This is a genomic window from Fictibacillus sp. NRS-1165 (assembly GCF_050468105.1).
Classification (GTDB): Bacteria; Bacillota; Bacilli; order Bacillales; family Fictibacillaceae; genus Fictibacillus_C; species Fictibacillus_C terrinigri.
Map to the genome: position 1 here is coordinate 118,932 of NZ_JBDPNU010000025.1, position 20,909 is coordinate 139,840.

At 43.5% G+C, this 20,909-nt stretch carries 22 protein-coding genes; 17 read left to right on the top strand and 5 right to left on the bottom strand.

Annotation, left to right across the window (positions count from 1 at the left end; translation table 11 throughout):
• The first annotated feature begins 10 nt into the window (after nucleotides 1-10).
• From ABHN01_RS11215 to ABHN01_RS11255, 9 genes are all read left to right on the top strand, one after another.
• Complete coding sequence (locus ABHN01_RS11215) at nucleotides 11-835, top strand: pyruvate, water dikinase regulatory protein (RefSeq protein WP_290400973.1); 825 nt, start codon at nucleotides 11-13, stop codon at nucleotides 833-835.
• Between the two features lie 248 nt (nucleotides 836-1,083).
• Complete coding sequence (locus ABHN01_RS11220) at nucleotides 1,084-1,578, top strand: YaiI/YqxD family protein (protein ID WP_429875616.1); 495 nt, start codon at nucleotides 1,084-1,086, stop codon at nucleotides 1,576-1,578.
• A 68-nt stretch (nucleotides 1,579-1,646) separates the two neighbouring features.
• A complete protein-coding gene (gene dnaG, locus ABHN01_RS11225) occupies nucleotides 1,647-3,458 on the top strand; it encodes a DNA primase (protein WP_429875617.1) in 1,812 nt (603 codons plus the stop codon).
• A gap of 36 nt (nucleotides 3,459-3,494) precedes the next feature.
• Nucleotides 3,495-4,619: an RNA polymerase sigma factor RpoD gene (gene rpoD / locus ABHN01_RS11230; RefSeq protein ID WP_290400897.1), complete on the top strand. Its 1,125-nt coding sequence runs from the start codon at nucleotides 3,495-3,497 to the stop codon at nucleotides 4,617-4,619.
• 288 nt (nucleotides 4,620-4,907) lie between these two features.
• On the top strand, nucleotides 4,908-6,047 hold the full coding sequence (locus ABHN01_RS11235) for an acyl-CoA dehydrogenase (protein WP_429875618.1): 1,140 nt from the start codon (nucleotides 4,908-4,910) through the stop codon (nucleotides 6,045-6,047).
• Nucleotides 6,048-6,068: 21 nt separating this feature from the next.
• Entirely contained in the window at nucleotides 6,069-7,694 is a 1,626-nt protein-coding gene (locus ABHN01_RS11240; RefSeq protein ID WP_429875619.1) for an AMP-binding protein, read from the top strand.
• Between the two features lie 175 nt (nucleotides 7,695-7,869).
• Complete coding sequence (gene cccA / locus ABHN01_RS11245; RefSeq protein WP_429875620.1) at nucleotides 7,870-8,214, top strand: cytochrome c550; 345 nt, start codon at nucleotides 7,870-7,872, stop codon at nucleotides 8,212-8,214.
• Between the two features lie 114 nt (nucleotides 8,215-8,328).
• Nucleotides 8,329-9,036 carry a tRNA (adenine(22)-N(1))-methyltransferase gene (locus tag ABHN01_RS11250; protein WP_290400893.1) on the top strand — a complete coding sequence of 236 codons (708 nt, stop codon included), beginning with the start codon at nucleotides 8,329-8,331 and terminating at the stop codon, nucleotides 9,034-9,036.
• The gene (locus ABHN01_RS11255; RefSeq protein ID WP_429875621.1) at nucleotides 9,033-10,154 is read left to right on the top strand and encodes a Nif3-like dinuclear metal center hexameric protein; all 1,122 of its coding nucleotides are present in this window, start codon (nucleotides 9,033-9,035) and stop codon (nucleotides 10,152-10,154) included. Before ABHN01_RS11250 ends, ABHN01_RS11255 begins: the two co-directional genes overlap by 4 nt.
• Before the next feature lie 99 nt (nucleotides 10,155-10,253).
• Here ABHN01_RS11255 and ABHN01_RS11260 read toward each other — a convergent pair whose 3' ends face one another.
• On the bottom strand, nucleotides 10,254-11,198 hold the full coding sequence (locus ABHN01_RS11260; protein WP_429875622.1) for a 4-hydroxy-3-methylbut-2-enyl diphosphate reductase: 945 nt from the start codon (nucleotides 11,196-11,198) through the stop codon (nucleotides 10,254-10,256).
• Between the two features lie 113 nt (nucleotides 11,199-11,311).
• Nucleotides 11,312-11,908, bottom strand: a complete 597-nt coding sequence (gene vrrA / locus ABHN01_RS11265) for a VrrA/YqfQ family protein (RefSeq protein ID WP_429875623.1) — start codon at nucleotides 11,906-11,908, stop codon at nucleotides 11,312-11,314.
• A 178-nt stretch (nucleotides 11,909-12,086) separates the two neighbouring features.
• Between vrrA and ABHN01_RS11270 the strand changes: the two genes are divergently transcribed.
• Both ABHN01_RS11270 and ABHN01_RS11275 read left to right on the top strand, forming a co-directional pair.
• Nucleotides 12,087-13,373 (top strand): DEAD/DEAH box helicase, encoded by a 1,287-nt coding sequence (locus ABHN01_RS11270; protein ID WP_429875624.1) that lies wholly within the window; start codon nucleotides 12,087-12,089, stop codon nucleotides 13,371-13,373.
• Between the two features lie 28 nt (nucleotides 13,374-13,401).
• Nucleotides 13,402-14,295 carry a deoxyribonuclease IV gene (locus tag ABHN01_RS11275; RefSeq protein ID WP_429875625.1) on the top strand — a complete coding sequence of 298 codons (894 nt, stop codon included), beginning with the start codon at nucleotides 13,402-13,404 and terminating at the stop codon, nucleotides 14,293-14,295.
• A gap of 35 nt (nucleotides 14,296-14,330) precedes the next feature.
• Here the strand turns inward: ABHN01_RS11275 and ABHN01_RS11280 are convergent, their stop codons facing one another.
• Complete coding sequence (locus tag ABHN01_RS11280; protein ID WP_429875626.1) at nucleotides 14,331-14,591, bottom strand: DUF2624 family protein; 261 nt, start codon at nucleotides 14,589-14,591, stop codon at nucleotides 14,331-14,333.
• Nucleotides 14,592-14,678: 87 nt separating this feature from the next.
• On the bottom strand, nucleotides 14,679-15,962 hold the full coding sequence (locus ABHN01_RS11285; protein ID WP_429875627.1) for an NCS2 family permease: 1,284 nt from the start codon (nucleotides 15,960-15,962) through the stop codon (nucleotides 14,679-14,681).
• Nucleotides 15,963-16,122: 160 nt separating this feature from the next.
• Here ABHN01_RS11285 and ABHN01_RS11290 point away from each other — a divergent pair, with 160 nt between their 5' ends.
• The 6 genes from ABHN01_RS11290 (at nucleotide 16,123) to ABHN01_RS11315 (ending at nucleotide 19,699) form a co-directional block, all read left to right on the top strand.
• A complete protein-coding gene (locus ABHN01_RS11290) occupies nucleotides 16,123-16,773 on the top strand; it encodes an HAD family hydrolase (protein WP_290400885.1) in 651 nt (216 codons plus the stop codon).
• A gap of 84 nt (nucleotides 16,774-16,857) precedes the next feature.
• Nucleotides 16,858-17,622 (top strand): metal ABC transporter ATP-binding protein, encoded by a 765-nt coding sequence (locus tag ABHN01_RS11295; protein ID WP_429875628.1) that lies wholly within the window; start codon nucleotides 16,858-16,860, stop codon nucleotides 17,620-17,622.
• A gap of 15 nt (nucleotides 17,623-17,637) precedes the next feature.
• Complete coding sequence (locus tag ABHN01_RS11300; RefSeq protein ID WP_429875629.1) at nucleotides 17,638-18,492, top strand: metal ABC transporter permease; 855 nt, start codon at nucleotides 17,638-17,640, stop codon at nucleotides 18,490-18,492.
• A gap of 12 nt (nucleotides 18,493-18,504) precedes the next feature.
• Entirely contained in the window at nucleotides 18,505-18,927 is a 423-nt protein-coding gene (locus ABHN01_RS11305; RefSeq protein ID WP_290400882.1) for a Fur family transcriptional regulator, read from the top strand.
• A gap of 46 nt (nucleotides 18,928-18,973) precedes the next feature.
• Complete coding sequence (locus ABHN01_RS11310; RefSeq protein WP_290400881.1) at nucleotides 18,974-19,186, top strand: DUF1540 domain-containing protein; 213 nt, start codon at nucleotides 18,974-18,976, stop codon at nucleotides 19,184-19,186.
• A gap of 120 nt (nucleotides 19,187-19,306) precedes the next feature.
• Nucleotides 19,307-19,699 carry a DUF308 domain-containing protein gene (locus tag ABHN01_RS11315; RefSeq protein ID WP_290400880.1) on the top strand — a complete coding sequence of 131 codons (393 nt, stop codon included), beginning with the start codon at nucleotides 19,307-19,309 and terminating at the stop codon, nucleotides 19,697-19,699.
• 45 nt (nucleotides 19,700-19,744) lie between these two features.
• Here ABHN01_RS11315 and ispG read toward each other — a convergent pair whose 3' ends face one another.
• Complete coding sequence (ispG, locus tag ABHN01_RS11320; protein WP_290400879.1) at nucleotides 19,745-20,848, bottom strand: flavodoxin-dependent (E)-4-hydroxy-3-methylbut-2-enyl-diphosphate synthase; 1,104 nt, start codon at nucleotides 20,846-20,848, stop codon at nucleotides 19,745-19,747.
• Nucleotides 20,849-20,909 lie beyond the last annotated feature (61 nt).

The following is a 20,909-nucleotide window of genomic DNA, read 5'->3' on the forward strand; positions in this document are numbered from 1 at the left end:
GGAGGTAATGATGACTGACCAAATAAATCGCCCAATGATCTATGTTGTATCTGATTCTGTTGGTGAGACTGCAGAGCTTGTTGTAAAAGCCGCGGCCAGCCAATTTAATTCAACGGCCATTGAGCTAAAACGAGTTCCTTATGTAGAAGATAAGGAAACCATCAAAGAAGTTGTAGCGTTAGCGAAAGAGCATCATGCGCTGATCGCGTTTACATTGGTTATACCTGAGATGAAGGAATTTCTCCTTCAGCAGGCACTTGGATCCGGAGTGGTTGCAGTAGATATCATCGGACCAATGATGAATCAGATGCAGCAGCTTCTTCAGCAGGTCCCCCGATATGAACCGGGAATCGTCCATCAGCTCGATGATGATTACTTCCGAAAAGTAGAGGCCATTGAGTTTGCGGTAAAGTATGATGATGGAAGGGATCCGCGGGGCATATTGAAAGCGGATATTGTCTTGGTAGGAGTATCGAGGACATCAAAAACGCCTCTTTCCCAGTATCTGGCTCACAAACGGCTGAAGGTCGCCAATGTACCTCTTGTTCCAGAAGTAGAACCGCCTGACGAATTGTTCAAAGTGTCTGCAAAAAAATGTTTCGGATTAAGTATCACACCTGAAAAATTAAACGATATCCGCAGAGAACGACTGATGGCTTTAGGGCTGAACTCGGAGGCGAACTATGCGAATATCGACCGCATCAGACAGGAACTCGACTATTTTAATAAAACGATAGACCGAATCGGCTGCAGGGTGGTTGATGTTTCTAACAAAGCCGTAGAGGAATCTGCCAATCTCATCTATAACATTTATATAGGCAAGAACTACCGATAAGCATTCTGCGTACAAAATCCAAAGATTTTGTACGCTTTTTCTTCGGCAGTTATTTTTCTGGCATTATTATAAATTTTTAGCTATAATATAAAATTGTGATTAAAAGTTAACAATGGAACCTAGAATAGGATAAGAATGTTCTTTCCAACGCACGGGAAAGACTGATTTCTATGAAATATCATTCTTCTGCACGAAGGAAAAACAAAAAAAGGTTTTCTTCGACAAGCTTATTTTGTAGAAGGATTCTAATGGAGGATGTAGAAATTTATTTTATGCCTAATTCTAAACGAAAAGTATGGATAGACGGAGATGCATGCCCGGTTCCGATTAAGAACGTGATTATCGAACATTGTCGGGAATTTAATTTATCGGCATTTTTTGTCATTTCATACGCCCACTACACGGCTCCTTCACCAGGTGTAGAATGGATTCTGGTTGATGCCAATCGTGAAGAAGTCGACTTGTATCTCATGAATCATTCAACGAAGGGGGATATTGCAGTTACACAGGATTTTGGCCTCGCCAGTATCCTGGTTCCAAAAGGTGTGGTTACGTTCCATCCCCGCGGCTTTATATACCGGGAAGAAGATATGGAAAAAATGCTTTTTGAAAGGTACATTTCCGGGAAAGAAAGAAGAGCCGGTCATCGTACAAAAGGGCCAGCGAAGTTTCAGGAATCAGATCTTGAACGCTTCACTGGACAATTTAAAAAAATGTTGTCGAATATTGAAGGAATTCATTAATTCCTAACGAATAACTATAACCTGTGTGATTTTTCACAGTATGGAAAGTAATAAAGCGGTGTTTAAACATGGCAGAAAGAATTCCGGACGAACTGATCGAAAAAGTTCGAACCTCGCAAGACATTGTTGAACTTGTCAGTGATTATGTGACCTTAAAAAAACAAGGTCGAAATTACTTTGGTTTATGCCCTTTTCACGGGGAGAAATCCCCTTCCTTTTCTGTTTCGCCTGATAAGCAGATCTACCACTGCTTCGGCTGCGGAGCAGGCGGAAATGCCTTCTCTTTTTTAATGAATATTGAGGGGTTTTCTTTTCTTGAGGCGGTAAAGCATATTGCACAGCGAACAGGAATAGATTTACCTCAGCTGGAACGTCAGCCTGGAAACAGCAAGTCAACGGATAACCGGGCAGTCATGGGTGAGGCACATGAGCTTTTGGCGAAACTATTTCATCATTATCTGCTCAATACTGAGCAAGGTTTAAAAGCACTCGACTATTTAAAGGACAGAGGGTTTTCAGATGAAGTGATCTCCCGCTTTCAGATCGGGTTTGCTCCTGATTCATGGGATGCAGCCACTAACTTCCTGAGCAGAAGGAATTTCTCACTGGAATTATGTGAAAAAGCTGGATTGCTGGGCAAACGGGATTTCGACGGAAAATATTTTGACCGGTTTCGAAACCGTATTATGTTTCCCATCTGGGATAAGAACGGTAAAGTCATCGGCTTCGGAGGCCGGATTTTAGGTGAAGGTGAACCGAAATATTTAAACAGTCCTGAAACGATGCTGTTTAATAAAGGGAAAAACCTGTATGCCCTGCATCTTTCTCGACCAGAAATGAGAAAAAAACAGCAGGCTGTTCTATTTGAAGGCTATGTTGATACGATCGCTGCCTGGAGAGCAGGCGTCGAAAATGGGGTGGCTACGCTCGGCACCTCTTTGACAGAAGATCAGGCTAAACTCCTGAAACGAAATGTACCTTCCGTGGTTATCTGTTATGACTCCGACCATGCGGGTGTAGAAGCTACCTTTCGAGCTTCTTCCATTTTGTTAAAGGCAGGCTGCAATGTGAAAATCGCGAAGATGCCAGATGGTCTTGATCCCGATGACTATATCCAAAAATATGGAGCCGAGAAGTTTAACAGGGATGTAATAGGGGCAAGTTTAACCGTAATGGCTTTTAAAATTCAATACTACAGAAGAGGGAAAAATCTCAGCGATGAAGGAGAACGGATGCTCTATATCGAAGAGATAATCAAGGAAATCAGCCAATTGCCCAATGCCGTTGAAAAAGATCACTATTTAAGGCAGCTGGCTGATGAATTCAACCTCTCTCTGGAAGCTCTAAAACAGCAGCAATTCTACACAGCAAAGCAGCAAAGGCGAAAAAAGGATAATGTTGACACAAACAGGAATAATAATCCTAGGTATAATACTTACTACAACAAACCCCTTTTGCCAGCCTATCATAATGCTGAACGGATTCTGCTTGCGCATATGCTGAAAAATACAGACGTTGCCATCAGGATTCAGGAGTTACTCGGAGCATCTTTTAACATTGAAGAACACAATGCGGTCGCAGCTTATTTATATGCCTTCTATGAAGAAGGAAATTTGCCCAATGTTGGTTTGTTCCTGCAGCGCATTGAAGATGACAGGTTAAAGAAGATTGCTTCTGAACTGGCGATGCTGACTGTCAATGAACATCTTTCCGATAAGGAAATGAGTGATTATATAAGACAGATCACCAACTATCCAAAGTGGTTGGAGATACAGAGTAAAGAAAAGCACAAAAAGGAAGCGGAACGCGGGCAAGATTTTGCCAGGGCGGCCCAAATAGCAATGGAGATACTTCAAATGAAAAAAGAATTAAAAGGCTGATTATTTTTTTGTTGAAGTGTGGAAGGAGGGGATCGAATGGCTGAGAAACCGAACCGTCGCGAGACGGAGGGCGAATTAACCATCGATCAAGTAAAAGAGCAGTTAATTGAAGCAGGGAAAAAAAATGGAGTACTGACTTACACGGTCATTACAAACAAGCTCGCGCCGTTTGATCAGGATTCAGAGCAAATGGATGAGTTCTACAACTTTCTTGAAGAACAGGGTGTAGAAGTAACCGATGAGTCCGATTCAGACGAGGAAGAGCCAAAATTTGAAGCAGGCAAGGAAGAGGAGGAATTCGACCTCAATGATCTCAGCGTTCCTCCGGGGGTAAAAATTAATGACCCTGTACGAATGTATTTAAAAGAGATTGGCCGTGTTGATCTTCTTTCTGCAGAAGAAGAAATTTCCCTTGCTAAACGAATTGAAGACGGTGATGAAGAAGCAAAGCGCCGCCTTGCTGAGGCAAACCTTAGGCTCGTAGTAAGTATCGCCAAGCGTTATGTAGGCCGCGGCATGCTCTTCCTTGACTTGATTCAGGAAGGCAACATGGGACTTATTAAAGCGGTAGAGAAATTTGATTATCGCAAAGGTTATAAGTTCAGTACGTATGCGACTTGGTGGATCAGACAGGCTATCACACGAGCCATAGCTGACCAGGCAAGAACCATCCGTATTCCTGTCCACATGGTGGAGACGATTAATAAACTGATCCGTGTCCAGAGACAGCTGTTGCAAGACTTAGGCCGTGAACCGACGCCTGAAGAAATAGGTGCGGAAATGGAACTTACACCGGATAAAGTACGTGAGATCCTGAAGATCGCTCAGGAACCTGTTTCACTTGAAACACCGATTGGTGAAGAAGATGACTCTCACCTAGGTGATTTTATTGAAGACCAGGATGCACTTGCTCCTTCTGAAGCTGCAGCTTATGAGCTGTTAAAAGAGCAGCTCGAAGATGTACTCGATACCCTCACCGACAGAGAGGAGAATGTTTTGCGTCTAAGATTTGGTCTTGATGACGGCCGTACCCGTACGCTTGAAGAAGTAGGTAAAGTTTTTGGTGTAACACGTGAACGGATTCGCCAAATCGAAGCTAAAGCACTCCGAAAACTTCGTCACCCGAGCAGAAGCAAGCGATTAAAGGATTTCTTGGAATAGAATAAATATTAAGTCTGCCCTGTCCGGCAGGCTTTTTATTTTGCCGGTAGCGGACGTCATGTGCTCGAATAAATAGGATAGAATAACATTTTTACCAGTTATTATTATATATTTTACTGATAAATTTTACTGAATGCAAATCGTCTTCGCAAAATTAGACTTCCAAAAGAAGGAAAACAAACCCGAAAATAATAATGTTAATGTTGTAAAAATTCTGCCTTTATATCTATAATAAACTTGAAAGCGATTACACACAATGGTGAAATTATACAAAAGGTGGGGTCATCCATGAATTATGCATTGACAGATGAGCAAGCTATGATTCAAAAAATGATGAGGGAATTTGCAGATGAAGAGGTAGCTCCTGGAGCCGAACAAAGAGATAAAGAGAAAAAGTTTCCTGTGGAAATTTTTCAGAAGCTAGGGAAGCTGGGGATCATGGGCTTGCCATTCCCTGAAGAGTATGGGGGCGGAGGGGCCGATACGATTTCTTTTGCGATTGCCGTTGAGGAACTGAGCCGGGCTTGCGGATCTGCCGGTATAACGTATTCAGCACATGTTTCTCTTGGCGGCGCTCCTCTCTATTTGTTTGGAACAGAAGAGCAGAAGCAAAAGTATCTTGTTCCGATCTGTACTGGAGAATCGATGGGTGCTTTTGGTCTCACTGAACCGAACGCTGGTTCAGATGCAGGCGGAACGCAAACGGTGGCGGTGAAACAAGACAATCAATGGGTCATCAGCGGAAGCAAGTGCTACATCACCAATGCAAGCTATGCCAAGCATCTCGCACTCACAGCGATTACAGGGAAAAAAGATGGGAATAAAGAGATCAGTGCGATTATTGTTCCAACGGATGCTGAAGGGTTCAAAGTGATCGATAACTATGAGAAGCTGGGGCTCCATTCTTCAAATACAACGGAACTGATTCTTGATCAAGTAAAAGTTCCGGGGGAGAACCTGCTTGGAAAGCGCGGCGATGGCTTTAAACAGTTTTTAATTACACTTGATGGCGGACGGATTGGCATTGGGGCCATGGCAGTCGGGATCGCACAGGCAGCCTATGACAAGGCGCTTTCATATTCAAAAGAAAGAAAACAGTTTGGGACCGCCCTTTCTAAGTTCCAGGCCATCCAATTTAAACTTGCTGATATGGCCATGAAAATTGAGCTTGCTAGAAACATGGTGTACAAAGCGGCCTGGTTAAAAGACCAAGGGAAAAAGTTTTCAAAGGAAGCTGCCATGGCGAAGCTTTATGCATCAGAGGCTTGTATGCAGATCTGTTCGGAAGCTGTACAGATCCACGGCGGATATGGGTACATGAGAGACTACCATGTGGAGCGGTATTTCCGTGATGCAAAGCTGACAGAAATCGGTGAAGGAACGTCCGAGATTCAAAGGATGGTAATATCCAGAGAAATAGGCTGTTAATTCTAATCATTGGGGTGAATTATGACAGAGCTGCAATCCGTAACTATTGGAAAATATCTTGAAGAGCAAGTTAAGAAATTCGGCTCTCGTGAAGCTGTTGTATACAGCGATTTAGGAATTCGGTATTCCTATAAAGATTTTTACGATTTAACTGTGAAAGTAGCTAAAGGATTAATGTCACTCGGTATTAAAAAAGGAGATCACATCGCCGTCTGGGCGACCAATGTGCCGGAATGGATACTGCTGCAATTCGGTTCTGCAAGGGCAGGAGCAGTGCTGGTAACGGTTAATACCAGCTATCAGCAGAATGAATTGGAATATCTCCTTAAACAGTCTGACGCAAAAGCTTTGTTCCTCATTGAGGGATTCAAGAACACTTCATATGTAAACATGGCCTACCATATTCAGTCCAAAAGTGAACAGTTTCCGCTGCTGGATCAGCTCGTCTATATGGGCAAAGGCCAGCCAGAAGGTATGTCAAACTGGGAAGAGATGCTTCGTTCAGGAGAAAACATCACAGAAGATGAGCTGCTTGACAGAGAATTAAGCCTGGAGCCATCCGATGTCATTAACATGCAATATACCTCTGGAACGACTGGTTTCCCAAAAGGAGTTATGCTGACACACAGCAATATTCTTGGAAACGCTCACCGGTTGGCAGCAGCAATGAGGCTAACACATGAAGACCGTTTATGCATACCGGTACCGTTCTTTCACTGCTTTGGGTGTGTAATCGGAACGTTGACTGCGGTTTCCGCGGGCGCGGCTATGGTTCCTATCGTACAATTCAGTCCTAAGGAAGTCCTTGAAACGGTGGAAAAAGAAAAGTGCACCGCTCTTCATGGTGTACCGACGATGTTCATCGCAGAGTTGAACCATCCAGAGTTTGACCAATATGATTTAAGTTCTCTGCGAACAGGTGTCATGGCGGGTTCCACATGTCCGATTGAGGTCATGAAGAACGTCATCAGCAAAATGGGAATGTCAGAGATAACGATTGCCTATGGGCAGACGGAAACCTCTCCGGTCTTTACTCAAACGACACCGGATGATCCTATTGAAAAAAGGGTTGAAACGGTTGGAAGGAAACATCCAGGTGTTGAAATCAAGGTGATTGATCCTGCCACAGGTAAAAGGGTAGCTCCTGGAATACAGGGGGAACTCTGCACAAGGGGTTATCACGTGATGAAAGGATATTATAAGATGCCAGACGCGACCAAAGAGGCCATTGACCATGACGGCTGGCTCCATACAGGTGATCTGGCTGTTATGGACGATGATGGCTATGTAGCGATTACAGGCCGGTTAAAGGATATGATAATTCGCGGAGGTGAAAACATCTATCCTCGGGAAGTGGAAGAGTTCCTGTATTCGCATCCTTCTATTCTAGATGTTCAGGTAATCGGTGTTCCGGATGAAACCTTCGGTGAAAAAGTTGCTGCTTGCATACAGGTAAAGGAAGGCCACAGCATCGGTCAAGAGGAATTGGCTGCCTTTTGCCAAGGCAAGATTTCTAAGTTCAAAATTCCTGAATACATGATAATTGTCGACGAATACCCGATGACGGCATCCGGTAAGATTCAAAAGTATAAATTGCGTGAAGAGGCTAGACAGCGTATTGAAGCAGAAAAGGGTATCGTGACGTGATCGTCCGCATCTGCGGACGGTTTTTCTTTTGAGGGGCATTTTACAAAACCAGTAAAAGTTTAACTTTTTCTTTCCTTCGACTCTTTTTTCAAGTAAAATAGGATATGGATTGTTAGCACTTACATAAGCAGACAAAATGTACATCAAATGTAGAACAGATGAAGGAGGAAAAATGATGAAACGTAATCCGCTTATTCCTTTTGTCTTTACGGGAGTAATTGGCATTATTCTCGTTATCGGCATGTCATTTTGGGGAATACATAATCAGGAACAAGCGAAAAAGGAAAAAGAACAGGCTGCCCTTGACCCTGCAGCAATTTTCAAACAAAACTGTTCTTCCTGCCATGGCCAAAACCTGGAAGGCGCGGTTGGTCCTAACCTTCAAAAAGTCGGAGCCAAATATTCAAAAGAACAAATCACGGATATTATTAAAAACGGTAAATCTGGCGGAATGCCAGCTGGTGTCGTAAAAGGTGAAGAGCAGCAGATCATTTCGAAATGGCTTTCAGAGAAAAAATAAAAAGGAGCTGGCTCCAATCAACTGCCTCATGGCGAATGATTGAGTCAGCTTTTTACTTTTGTCCGGTGACATGATTATAATAGTAGTACGATAATAAAAACAGGTGGATTTAAAATGAAACGAGATAAACTTTCCCTAAGACTTAAAACAGTAGCAGATTATGTGCACCGTGAGTCAGTTATGGCTGACATCGGTTCTGATCATGCTTACCTACCGTGCTATTTAGTGCTTGAAAACCAAGTGGCATATGCAATTGCAGGTGAAGTGAATGAAGGACCCTATCAATCGGCATTAAAAGAAGTGCAATCAGCAAATCTCCAAACGAAAATATCCGTCCGCAAAGGAGACGGCCTTGAAGTGATTTCTCCGAACGAGGCGGACGTTATTACGATTTGCGGTATGGGTGGCCAACTGATCACCAGTATATTGGAAAATGGCAAATCAAAGCTGGCAGGTGTTAAAAGGCTGGTGCTGCAGCCGAATGTGGGGGCAGATTCGATCAGAAAGTGGTTGATCAAAGAAGGCTGGACGTTAACTCATGAAGAAATTTTAAAAGAAGACGGCAAGATTTATGAAGTTCTGGTGGCCGACATCCAGGAGGGCGTTCAGCCCTATACGAAGGATGAATCCCTTGAATTATTGCTTGGACCTTACTTAATGAAACAAAAGAATAAAACGTTCATTGAAAAATGGAAGGGTGAGCTTGAGCAGTGGAATAAAATTATGCTGCAAATGGAATCAAGCCAATCTCCTGATTTGATGGAACGAAAACAGCAACTGCTAAAAAGGATTGAATCAGTGGAGGAGGTACTGAAATCATGAATAAATTCGCCAACGGGCAATCAGTCATTGCTGAATTGAACACTCTCGCCCCTAAGCACCTTGCGGAAGAAGGAGACCCGATCGGGCTGCAGGTCGGAAATTTGAACAAGCCTGTAAAGAAGGTCATGATTGCCCTGGATGTCCTGGAAGAAGTAGTAGATGAAGCGATTGAAACAGGAGCAGAATTGATTATAGCTCACCACCCGATGATTTATCGCCCGCTCAAGAAAATTGATCTTTCCATGCCGCAGGGCAGGATCATTGAGAAGCTTATTAAAAATGACATTGCCGTATATGCGGCTCATACAAATCTGGACGTCGCTAAAGGCGGTGTGAACGACTGGCTGGCTCAAGCTTTAGGGCTTGAACAGACGGAAGTTCTTAAGGGCACCAGAGAAGTATCGCTCGTCAAGCTGGCGGTTTATGTACCGGAAGATTATGCTGATACAGTCAGAGAGGCCATGTCGGCTGCTGGAGCAGGTCATATCGGCCAATACAGCCATTGTACCTTTAACACAACTGGCGAAGGTACGTTTAAGCCCCTTGAAGGGACAAAACCGTTTATCGGTACGCAGGGGCAGATCGAAAGGGTAATAGAAATCAAGGTTGAAACAGTCATTTCGGAAGACCTAGTGAAACCGGTTGTATCCTCTATGAAAAAAGCTCACCCGTATGAAGAGGTGGCCTATGATCTTTATAAGCTTGAAAACCAGGGAGAAACCCTCGGTATCGGTAAAATCGGCCGTCTGGCTCGGGAGATGTCGTTCGAACAATTTATTCAGCATGTCAAAGAAACTCTGGATGTTTCTTCTTTGCGTGCTGTAAAAGGCCATTCAGGGCCCATCAGAAAAGTCGCAGTGGTCGGCGGTGACGGAAACAAGTTTATTTCTGCTGCGATTATGAAGGGAGCTGATGTGCTTGTCACAGGAGACATGTATTATCATAATGCCCATGATGCACAGGCTGTTGGACTTTCCATTATTGACCCGGGGCATAACGTGGAGAAAATCATGAAAAGAGGCCTCTGTGAGTATTTAACGGATGAAATGAAGAGAAAGGGATATGCCACGGAATTCTTTTCTTCGGAAGTTCATACTGATCCTTTCTTATTCTTTTGAATAATTGACGGTCTCAACCCGTTGCCCATTAGGAATATCATCAATGTGCTTTAACAATAATAAAGGCTGACAAAACCGTTCGTTTCGTCAGCCTTTTTGTTATTGTTTCGTTTTCACTTTTGGCAAGATCTTACTTAAACCAACCTTTCGTTCTTTATCCCAAGTGGAAGGATCTTTTTGATCGTACTTCTCTAGAAAAGATATGACTTCCTTCGTAATGGGGGTGGGTGTAGACGCGCCGGATGTAATTCCCACAATGTTCACATCTTTAAGCCAATCCAGGTTGATCTCTGTAACATCAGCAATTCGGTAAGCCGGTGTCCCTGCAATTTCTTGTGAGACTTGAGCCAGACGATTGGAGTTGTTGCTTTTCGGATCGCCCACGACCAGAACAAGGTCACATTCTTTCGCCTGCTCAGCCACGGCTTCCTGACGAACTTGTGTAGCCAAACAGATCTCTTTATGAACTTCCGCGTTTGGATATTTAATCAGCAGCTGTTTAATGATCTCAGCTACGTCCCATTGGCTCATTGTCGTCTGATTCGTAATGAGAATCTTTTGTTTCTCAATCGTCAAATTGGCAATGTCCTGAGTGTTTTCAATGAGATGAACCGCATGCGGAGCGATTCCAATCGCACCTTCCGGCTCAGGGTGGCCTTTTTTGCCGATATAGATGACTTCATACCCTTCTTTTTCTTTTTCACGGATTAAGTCATGAGTTTTGGTAACGTCTGGACACGTAGCATCAATTTCGATCAGCCCTTTTTCATGAGCGATGCGTCTGACTTCTGGAGACACTCCGTGCGCTGTATAAATCACCGTGCCAGATTCGATGTTGCGAATGATGTCCAGACGGCTCTTCCCGTCCAGTGTGATGATTCCCTCTTCTTCAAATGCGTCAGTAACATGTTTATTATGAACAATCATGCCCAAAATATAGATAGGTCTGGGCAGTGATGGGTCTTTAGCCGCCTGTCTTGCTAATACCATGGCGTCTACTACGCCATAGCAGTAACCTCGAGGAGATATTCTAACAACCTTCATTTTCATCTCTCCCTTATAAACTAAAAAAGTCAGCTGTTCAGATGATTGTAGTCTGAACATCTCTTATCATTATAAAGGAGAGTGTTTAAGAAAACAATGAAGCGCACTTAAGGCTAAATGAACAGCTTCGGTGGTGGCTGCACGCGTTTGACCGGCCTCTTCTTTACTGTTTTCGCAGGCAGAGATTTGTTTTTCACTTTGCCCGCTGCAGGACCGATGATTATTTTAGCGTCTTCAGGCGTTCCTGCCGGTATATCATAAGGAAAGCTGCTTTCATCCAGCATTTCACTGTCCAGTTCAATTTTTACTGGCTTGGGCTTTGCTTCGGCTTTTGGCTTCTCTTTCTTTTTAGGCTTGCTTAAACCAGCTTCTGCCTGTGCTTCTTTTTTTGCTTTTGCTTTTTCGTTTCTGGCTTCCTTTTTTTCTTTCAACGTTTTATTTGTGTTATCTTTGAATTCTTTTAATGACTTCATCATGTCCGGCAGATTTTTCACCATTGGACCGTATTGTTTGAACATCGGCCCCATTGTTTCAGCGATCTGCAGCATTTTTTGAACGTTTTCAACCATCGTCAGCACGTTCAACGGAGATCTTGCTGCACCGCCTAGACCAGCAAGAGACCGCATTCCTGCTGGAGCAGCAAAGCGCTGCCCTGGGGGCATACCGGTCGACCGGCCGCGTTGAGGACCTATAGGGGGATATGGATGCATCGTTTGACCCTCCCTTCAAAAAAATACCCTTCACTTAAAGATATGAAAGTTTGGCTCAGGAGGTGTGCGAATGTCATGGCAAAACCGCCGAATTCCTTTTCTTCATAGCTAATTTCCAAGACTTCATCTATAATACTAAAAGTAGACAATACAAATGGAAAAAAGTCAGGTGATAAAAATGAAAACAGCGTTTGACCGTTTAAATATAAAACCGTTTTTATTAAACGCAATGATCGAGCAAGGATTCAAAAAACCAACAGATATTCAGGAGCGGGTTGTTCCGGGTATACTGAATGGTTATGATATTATTGGCCAGTCACAGACAGGTTCAGGTAAAACATTGGCATTTCTTTTGCCGGTCCTCAACAAGATCAATACCGAAAAAAATGAAATTCAAGCGATCATCACTGCGCCTACCCGAGAACTCGCACAGCAGATCTTTGATGAGTATGAAAAGCTTTCGGCATACTTTCCTGAAGACGAGTTTATCCGTGCTAAGACTGTCGTAGGCGGAACCGACCGAAAAAGAATGGCTGACCGCCTGAAGAATGCACCTCATCTTATTATTGGAACACCGGGGCGTATTAAAGATCTGGTGAACAATGAGGGAATTAATATCTTTACTGCAACCACCCTGGTGGTTGATGAGGCAGATCAAATGCTTGATATGGGATTCATCGAAGATGTTGACCAGGTGGCTGCGCGTATGGCAACAGAAATTCAAATGCTTGTTTTCTCTGCGACCATTCCGGAAAAGCTCCAGCCGTTGCTTAAAAAATATATGAACAACCCACGCCATGTTCACGTGAGTCCGGAACAGGCAACAGCAAAAGAAATTAAACACGTATTGATACCACTGAAGCATAAAGACAAAATCAAGACGTTGATTGAGGTAGCTAAAGCATATAATCCTTACCTCTGTTTAATTTTCGTGAATACGAAGAAAACCGCTGATGAAGTAGCCGACGCCATGCTGGCAGAAGGTATGAACGCTGAACGCCTGCACGGAGATGTTCCTCCGCGTGAACGAAAGAATATTATGAAGCGTGTGCAAAAAGCAGAGTTTCAATATGTCGTAGCTACCGATTTGGCTGCAAGGGGAATCGACATTAAAGGAGTCAGCCATATCATAAATTTTGAGCTGCCGTCTGACCTCGATTATTATATTCATCGTACGGGGCGGACTGGCCGTGCAGGAATGACTGGAATAGCGGCAACTATTACGGAACCGTCTGACCAGCTTGCCATCCAAAAGCTGCAGCAGCGTAAAATTCCGTTTGTTCAGGAAGAACTGAAGAACGGAGAATGGAAAGAGATGCCTCTTCGAACGAAAAAGGCTTCTGTTCAAAAGGGAAGCTCCGGTGTAAGTGTCCAAAAACCTAAAAAGGTTAAGCCTGGTTATAAAAAGAAGATGGCAGAAGAAAAGAGAAGATTAGAAAAAAGGCAATACCGAAATAAAAAGTAATGATTAAGGTTAGAGAGGGAGAAGGATTATGGTGAAACTAGGATCACACGTATCGATGAGTGGAAAGAAAATGCTCCTGGGTGCAAGTGAAGAAGCTGCTTCCTATGGAGCAAATACGTTCATGGTGTATACTGGCGCGCCCCAAAATACCCGAAGAAAAAAGATAGAAGATCTGAACATTGAAGCGGGGATCAAGCATATGCAAGAGAACGGCATAGCCGAACTTGTCGTCCATGCACCATACATCATTAACATCGGAAATTCCGTTAAGCCGGAGACCTTCCAGCTGGGTGTTGATTTTCTGCGTTCAGAGATCGAACGTACAGCAGCGATCGGCGGGAAGCAAATCGTTCTTCATCCTGGAGCCCATGTTGGCGCAGGAACCGGAGAAGGAATTAAGAAGATCGTCGAAGGTTTGAATGAAGTGCTGACACCGGAGCAAAATGTTCAGATTGCTCTGGAGACAATGGCAGGCAAGGGGTCTGAGTGCGGTTGTACGTTTGAAGAACTGGCTGCAATCATCGAAGGGGTGCACCTTAACGATAAGCTTTCAGTCTGTTTCGATACGTGTCATACTCATGATTCAGGCTATGACATCATCAATGATTTCGATGGGGTTCTGAACACGTTTGACCACTTGATTGGTCTCGACCGTCTGAAGGTCCTTCACATCAATGACAGCAAAAATGAGCGGGGTGCCCGAAAGGACCGCCATGAAAATATTGGATTCGGAAAAATTGGTTTCGATGCGTTAAACTATATCGTCCACCATCCGCAGCTCGGCGATGTGCCTAAAATACTGGAAACTCCTTATGTGGGGACGGATAAGAGCAACAAAAAACCTCCATACAAGCTGGAGATCGAAATGCTGAAGAGCAAAGAATTTGTTCCAAGCTTGCAGGAGCAGCTCCTAACCGTATAACCGTATAAAAAAGAGGCGAACCCTTCGCCTCTTTTTTATCTGTTTAAATAATTGTTAATTAAGTATTGGATATAATTTGCCTTCTCGCGGCTCACTTCTGAGGCAATGGCTTCAATGATTTCAGCACGCTGGGCCGCATTCGTTATGTTTATGTTATATCTTCTTAAAATCCCGATCACTTTCGTGGCTTCCTGCATGGAAACTGGATAATGATACTGTCCTGCCAGCTGAACGAGTTCCTGGGCAGTCAGCTGATTAAGTTTCGTGTTGACCATGTGGACCATAAAAGGATTCATGTTATCCCCTCCTGTTCACCCTATCCTATGAAAGAGCGGAAAAAAAGTGAACAAAAAAAAGCCGCTCGAAGCGGCTTTTTTAAATATTTATATCACAGAATGAAACATGAAATTAATCAGGAATAATAATGCAATAACATAAAGAGGAGCAGGAATCTGCTTACGCTTTCCTACGGCCATTTTTAATACCGGGTAAGCGATGAATCCAAAAGCCAGCCCGTCAACGATACTGTAGGTTAAAGGGATGAGCGCGATGATCAAAAATGCAGGAAATCCTTCTGTAAAATCGGAAAGGGGAATATGCTGGATGTTCTGCACCATCAATCCGCCGATAATGATTAAAACAGGAGCGATCGCCCCGTTGGGAATCATGCTCAAGAATGGTGTGACAGCAATCGAGGCAACGAACAGGATTCCTGTAACGACACTCGTCAAACCGGTTCTTCCTCCTTCGGAAATTCCAGCAGCACTCTCCACCGTTGAAATGGTAGGGCTTGTACCGAAAATACCGGAAATGAGCGATGTGACGGCATTAGCCTGAAAAGCTTTAGGAAATTTTTTGTGATCCGGCAGCAGGCCATGAAGGAGCCCCATATTTTCAAATGTAACAATCATTGTAAGAGAAAAAGTGGCAATCCAGAATGGAAGGCTGAAGACGCCTCTAAAATCCGCACCGAAAAAGAGCTGCATAAACGGTTCTAATTCAAGCGTATTATGGTCATCTTCTGTACCATGTGCCCATCCTGTAAGGTAACCGATCAGGCATGTAATCGCAATCCCAATCAAGAAGCTGCCTTTTACATTTCTTGAAAAAAGGAATAGAGTAACAACTAGCCCGATGATGGTGAGCAATGTGGCCGGATTTCCCAGGTAGCCAAGCTTTACAAATGTAGTTGAGCTGGCTTCAATGATTCCGCCTTTTTGCAAGCCGATAAAGGCGAGGAATAATCCAATTCCAACCGTTATACTATGCTTTAAAGAAGCAGGAATACTTTCAGACAGTACATCTTTCAGACGGGTGAATGCGACAATGAGAAATAAAATACCGGAGATGATAACAGCTGCAAGCGCTTCTCTCCATGAGAGTCCCATTCCTTGTATGATCGTATACGTAAAAAAGGCGTTGACTCCCATACCCGGTGTCAAAATAATCGGGGCGTTTGCATAGAACCCCATAAAAAAGCATCCGGCAACAGAGGTCAGAATGGTGGCCAGAAGTACACCGTAATAGGGCATACCAGCATCAGCCAGTATTAGCGGATTGACAATAATGATATAAGCAACAGTGAAAAATGAAGTCACACCTGCCAATACTTCCTGTTTTATGGAACTGCTGTATTTCTCTAACTGAAAAAATTTTGATACGTTCAAGTGTTTCCCTTCTTTATTTACTTATCCCTCTCCCACCCAGCAGCTGAAGAGCTGCCAATTAAAAATTATAACGCAATGCCTTCTTCTTGACTACTCCTTCTTTTTTAAGTTATTAACAGTAGGGGGGGCAGACATTTAACTCAGAAAAGGAAGATACATCATGACTTATAAAGCAGTATGTTTTGATATGGACGGAGTTTTGGTGGATACGATGAAAGACCATGCGAAAGCATGGAATTATGCTTTTGGGGAACAGGGTTATAACATCAGTGAAGATTATTTTTATGAGCTGGAAGGCATGCCGGGCATGCAGACCATCACTCATGTTGATCAACATCGTTTTCTCCAATTATCTGAACTTGAACAGCAGTCTATTTATCATATTAAACGGGCGTTTTTTGTTCAGCATTCGCAGTATTCCTTTTATAAAGATACGGTTGAGGCCATAAAGGCTTTAAAGGAAGCAGGAATTCCGATCGCCCTTGCTTCAGGAAGCAGAAAAGAGTTTGTTCATGAAGTGCTTAAACAGCTGCCGGTTTCATTTGATGCTGTCATCACGGGAGATGATGTAAAAAAAGGGAAGCCCTCCCCAGAGCCTTATGAAAAAGTATTCAAACAGTTCCCCTTTGCAGCCGATGAATGGATTGTCGTTGAAAATGCACCACTCGGTATTCAATCCGGCGCTGATTCAGGTGCTCATGTTCTTGCGCTCTTGACAACAATGCCAAAAGAGAAGCTGTCTCGAGCAGATGAAATTCTTCATGATCACGGAACTTTAAAACAAAACTTGTTGAAAAAGTTGAGAGGATAATCGTGCTATTTTACAAAATGAGGGGTTTCTTGTATAATTTATTGGAATTTAAATCGTAACCGTTACTATTAGATGGAGGCGCGTATGTCAAAGCAAAATAAACCTGCCGTTAGAATAGAGGACCTTTCATTCCATTATCAAGACCGAAACGTTCTTGAACATATCACTTTTGAGATCCCCGTAGGATCGTTCATGGGCTTGGTTGGTCCGAATGGCTCTGGCAAATCCACTTTGATCAAATGTCTTTTAGGACTTTTAAAACCGCAATCCGGCAATGTATATTTGTTCGGACAGCAATTGAGCCTATTTAAAAATTGGGATGAAATCGGGTATGTATCACAAAAAGCCAACAGTTTTAATACGGCCTTTCCAGCGACGGTCTATGAAGTAGTATCGATGGGTCTTTTTGGAAAGGTTGGCCTTTTCCGTTTTTTGAACAAAGTGCATAAACGAAAAATTGAGCAGGCGATTGAAACCGTAGGCATGGCAGACTATATGAGCCGGAATATCGGGGAGCTTTCTGGAGGACAGCAGCAAAGGGTGTTCATCGCGAGAGCGCTTGTTAGCGATCCGAAATTGTTAATACTGGATGAGCCCACGGTCGGTGTAGACGCTGCATCCGTTGCCGGCTTCTATCAGATGCTGAAGAACTTGAATCGTGAGAAAGGCTTGACGCTGCTGCTCGTTACTCATGATATAGGAGTCATGTCTGACTATGTTACCCATGTCGCTTGTTTGAATAAACAGCTGCACTTTCATGGCAATACTGCCGAGTTTGAAAAGGTCTCTAAAGAAGGATTTTCACAAATGTATGGGCATCATGTCCATGTACTAGAACATCAACATTAACCGGAGGAAGAGTGGATGTCATTCCCGTTTTTTCAATATGAGTTTTTGCAAAATGCGTTTATTACAGGAATTATGATCGGCTTATTGGCCCCTGTACTTGGCGTATTCATTGTTGTTAGAAGGCAATCTTTAATCGCGGATGCACTTTCCCATATTACATTGGCAGGCATCGCAGCAAACCTGATGCTTGGCCGTAATGTCGGATTCTTCAGCGGGCTGAATCCGATTTATATGGGGATGGTCTTCTCGGTAGGAGGTGCAGTAGGGATCGACCAGCTGCGCAAGGTGTATAAGCATTACGAAGAACTTGCCATACCAATCATCATGTCAGCCGGAATAGGACTGAGTGTGATCTTTATTTCACTTGCCAATGGATTCAATACGGACTTGTTTAATTATTTATTCGGAAGCGTGCTGGCTGTAAAAAAATCTGATGTATGGACGATCTTCTTTATTTTGCTGATCGTATTTGCCTTTGTTATCTTTTTATATAAAGAATTATTTGTTCTTTCTTTTGATGAAGAACAGGCAGCGGTTTCTGGGATCAAAGGAAAATGGATAAATTTTTTCTTTATTGTTTTAGTGGCTCTTGTCATTGCTTCATCCATGAAGATTGTAGGCATCCTTCTTGTGTCTTCATTGATGACCCTGCCGGTTGCGGCGAGTATCAGGCTCGCGAATGGATTTAAACAGACCTTTCTGCTGTCCGTCGTCTTTGGTGAAACAGCCGTCATTCTTGGACTGATTCTTTCGTATTACCTGGACTTCGCACCAGGAGGAACGATCGTTATGATCTCGGTCATCATTTTATTACTCTCTCTTCTGTGGAAGAAGCTGCGTTCCAATAGAAAAATTGCAATTAACCAATAGTGGAGGTGCAGTATGGACGTTTCAACCGCCATTGATTTATTAAAAAGGAAGGGCTATAAATATACCGATAAGCGAAAAGATATGCTTCAGCTGTTTTCTGATGAAAAAAGGTATTTAAGTGCCAAAGACGTTCAGGATTCGCTGAAGGAGAACTATCCGGGATTGAGCTTTGACACGATTTACCGGAATCTTTCCACCTTTTCTGATCTGGATATCTTAGAAGAGACAGAGCTGGAGGGAGAGAAAAAGTTTCGTTTCACGTGTCCAACAAGGGAGCACCATCATCATTTAATCTGCTTAAAATGCGGAAAAACAAAAGAAATCAATGCCTGTCCAATGGAAAATGTAACTTCAGACCTGTCTGATTTTACAGTAACCGGCCATAAATTCGAAATTTACGGAGTCTGTCAGGTATGTGAACTGAACGTTGTATGAGTCCCTTGCAAATGTGGAATCCTATCTGCAAAAGGAGGGAGCCATTTTGCCAACAGTAAAATGTAATGTAGCCAATTGCACGTATTGGGGAGAAGGCAACAACTGTGTTGCTGACGCCATCTTGGTTGAAATCGATAAACACGCGAACAATAAATATGACATGGAAGCAAGCGGTGATTTAATCGGCGATGCGAAGCATAAGGATAGTGCCCATAAATCAGCTGAAACATGCTGCCATACCTTTAAACGGAAACAATAACGAAAAGGAGCGTACACCGCTCCTTTTTGTTTGCTCAGCTTTTCATTAAATTAACAACTATATTTACCTTTATTAAAGCCATACTAAAAACGCTCCACCAAAGAAAGTGAGGGATTTGGTATGGCAGAAGATAAAGAATTTGAATCGGAATACAGTCGAGAACCTGTTAACCGGGATTCGGATTACAGAGAGGAAATGGCTGCTGATGTTGTCCCGATCACAAGCGGAGCAGCCCTTCCTGAGTATGATCGTCCCCGAGACGAGCGTGAGCGTACAGCAAGAGAAAGACATGAAGAAAGAGATGGCGGCGGCCAGGCAGGAAGGGTAATCGGAATGTTCTCCGTTATCCTGTCTGTCCTGTCATTGTTTATTCTTCCTGTGCTTTTCGGAGCTGCCGGGATTATCGGCGGTTTTATTGCAGCTAGGCGCGGAGCAACCACTTCTGGTTACTGGGCAATCGGAATCGGGATTGCTTCCATTGTCATCGGTTTATTGTTTGCCCCCTTCTTTTAACTATCGGAGCATAAAAGCCTGCCGGACTTGCCGGCGGGCTTTTTGTTAATTTACTAATTCTGCTTGTTGTTTAGCATGATGCTCTTCAGCCAATTTATCAATTTCCTTTTTCAGCTCATCAAGCAGCTGATCTTCTGGGATCTTGCGTACTATTTCTCCATGGCGGAAAAGCAAACCTTCGCCTCTTGCGCCTGCGATTCCAATATCAGCTTCTCGCGCTTCTCCTGGTCCGTTAACAGCGCAGCCGAGCACAGCAACCTTGATCGGCGCACGGACTTTAGAGATATATTCTTCTACTTCATTGGCGATCGAAATCAGGTCAATTTCAATCCTTCCGCAGGTAGGGCAAGAAATCAATGTAGCCGCATCAGAGAGCAACCCGAACGATTTCAAGAGTTCTCTTGCTACCTTCACTTCCTCAACTGGATCCGCACTTAACGATACACGGAGTGTGTTTCCGATTCCTTTGTTAAGAATAACACCCAATCCAGCCGCACTTTTTACGGTTCCGGCAAAAAGAGTTCCGGATTCGGTGATGCCGAGATGAAGAGGATAATCAAAGGCTTGGGCAGCTTTTTCATAAGCTTCGATCGCTAAGTTAACATCAGAAGCCTTCATCGATACGATAATGTCATGAAAATCGAGGTCCTCTAGAATCTTAATATGATCAAGCGCACTCTCAACCATGCCTTCTGCTGTCGGATATCCGTATTTTTCAAGATATTTCTTCTCAAGTGAACCGGCGTTAACACCGATACGGATGGGAATTCCTTTAGCTTTCGCCGCTTTAACGACAGCTTCTACTTTTTCTTTGCGCCCGATGTTGCCCGGGTTGATCCGGATCTTATCAGCGCCTCCCTCAATCGCTTTAAGTGCGAGCTTATAATCAAAGTGGATATCTACGACAAGCGGAATGGATATTTGTTTTTTTATATCGGCAATAGCCTCTGCTGCGCGCATGTCAGGACAGGCGACACGGACAATTTGGCATCCTGCCTCTTCTAAGCGTTTAATTTCTGCAACGGTGGCTTCAACATCATGTGTTTTTGTAGTCGTCATGCTTTGAACGATGACCTGGTCACTGCCGCCGATCGTTAATGGGCCGACTTTGACTGGTCTCGTTTTTGAACGATGCGTAATTTCACTCATTGGTGAACCGCTCCTTTAATTTCAAGTATGACAGATATGAATCAACATCTGTACAGTAGTA

What these genes read in the sequence shown, in the direction of transcription:
- ABHN01_RS11250 (WP_290400893.1), top strand. Translation starts at nt 8,329, where the DNA reads ATGAAACGAGATAAACTTTCCCTAAGACTTAAAACAGTAGCAGATTAT.
- ABHN01_RS11220 (WP_429875616.1), top strand. Translation starts at nt 1,084, where the DNA reads ATGGAGGATGTAGAAATTTATTTTATGCCTAATTCTAAACGAAAAGTA.
- ABHN01_RS11300 (WP_429875629.1), top strand. Translation starts at nt 17,638, where the DNA reads ATGTCATTCCCGTTTTTTCAATATGAGTTTTTGCAAAATGCGTTTATT.
- ABHN01_RS11215 (WP_290400973.1), top strand. Translation starts at nt 11, where the DNA reads ATGACTGACCAAATAAATCGCCCAATGATCTATGTTGTATCTGATTCT.
- ABHN01_RS11270 (WP_429875624.1), top strand. Translation starts at nt 12,087, where the DNA reads ATGAAAACAGCGTTTGACCGTTTAAATATAAAACCGTTTTTATTAAAC.
- ABHN01_RS11255 (WP_429875621.1), top strand. Translation starts at nt 9,033, where the DNA reads ATGAATAAATTCGCCAACGGGCAATCAGTCATTGCTGAATTGAACACT.
- ABHN01_RS11275 (WP_429875625.1), top strand. Translation starts at nt 13,402, where the DNA reads ATGGTGAAACTAGGATCACACGTATCGATGAGTGGAAAGAAAATGCTC.
- cccA (WP_429875620.1), top strand. Translation starts at nt 7,870, where the DNA reads ATGAAACGTAATCCGCTTATTCCTTTTGTCTTTACGGGAGTAATTGGC.
- ABHN01_RS11280 (WP_429875626.1), bottom strand. Translation starts at nt 14,591, where the DNA reads ATGAATCCTTTTATGGTCCACATGGTCAACACGAAACTTAATCAGCTG.
- rpoD (WP_290400897.1), top strand. Translation starts at nt 3,495, where the DNA reads ATGGCTGAGAAACCGAACCGTCGCGAGACGGAGGGCGAATTAACCATC.
- dnaG (WP_429875617.1), top strand. Translation starts at nt 1,647, where the DNA reads ATGGCAGAAAGAATTCCGGACGAACTGATCGAAAAAGTTCGAACCTCG.
- ABHN01_RS11290 (WP_290400885.1), top strand. Translation starts at nt 16,123, where the DNA reads ATGACTTATAAAGCAGTATGTTTTGATATGGACGGAGTTTTGGTGGAT.
- ABHN01_RS11240 (WP_429875619.1), top strand. Translation starts at nt 6,069, where the DNA reads ATGACAGAGCTGCAATCCGTAACTATTGGAAAATATCTTGAAGAGCAA.
- ispG (WP_290400879.1), bottom strand. Translation starts at nt 20,848, where the DNA reads ATGAGTGAAATTACGCATCGTTCAAAAACGAGACCAGTCAAAGTCGGC.
- ABHN01_RS11260 (WP_429875622.1), bottom strand. Translation starts at nt 11,198, where the DNA reads ATGAAGGTTGTTAGAATATCTCCTCGAGGTTACTGCTATGGCGTAGTA.
- ABHN01_RS11305 (WP_290400882.1), top strand. Translation starts at nt 18,505, where the DNA reads ATGGACGTTTCAACCGCCATTGATTTATTAAAAAGGAAGGGCTATAAA.
- vrrA (WP_429875623.1), bottom strand. Translation starts at nt 11,908, where the DNA reads ATGCATCCATATCCCCCTATAGGTCCTCAACGCGGCCGGTCGACCGGT.
- ABHN01_RS11235 (WP_429875618.1), top strand. Translation starts at nt 4,908, where the DNA reads ATGAATTATGCATTGACAGATGAGCAAGCTATGATTCAAAAAATGATG.
- ABHN01_RS11315 (WP_290400880.1), top strand. Translation starts at nt 19,307, where the DNA reads ATGGCAGAAGATAAAGAATTTGAATCGGAATACAGTCGAGAACCTGTT.
- ABHN01_RS11295 (WP_429875628.1), top strand. Translation starts at nt 16,858, where the DNA reads ATGTCAAAGCAAAATAAACCTGCCGTTAGAATAGAGGACCTTTCATTC.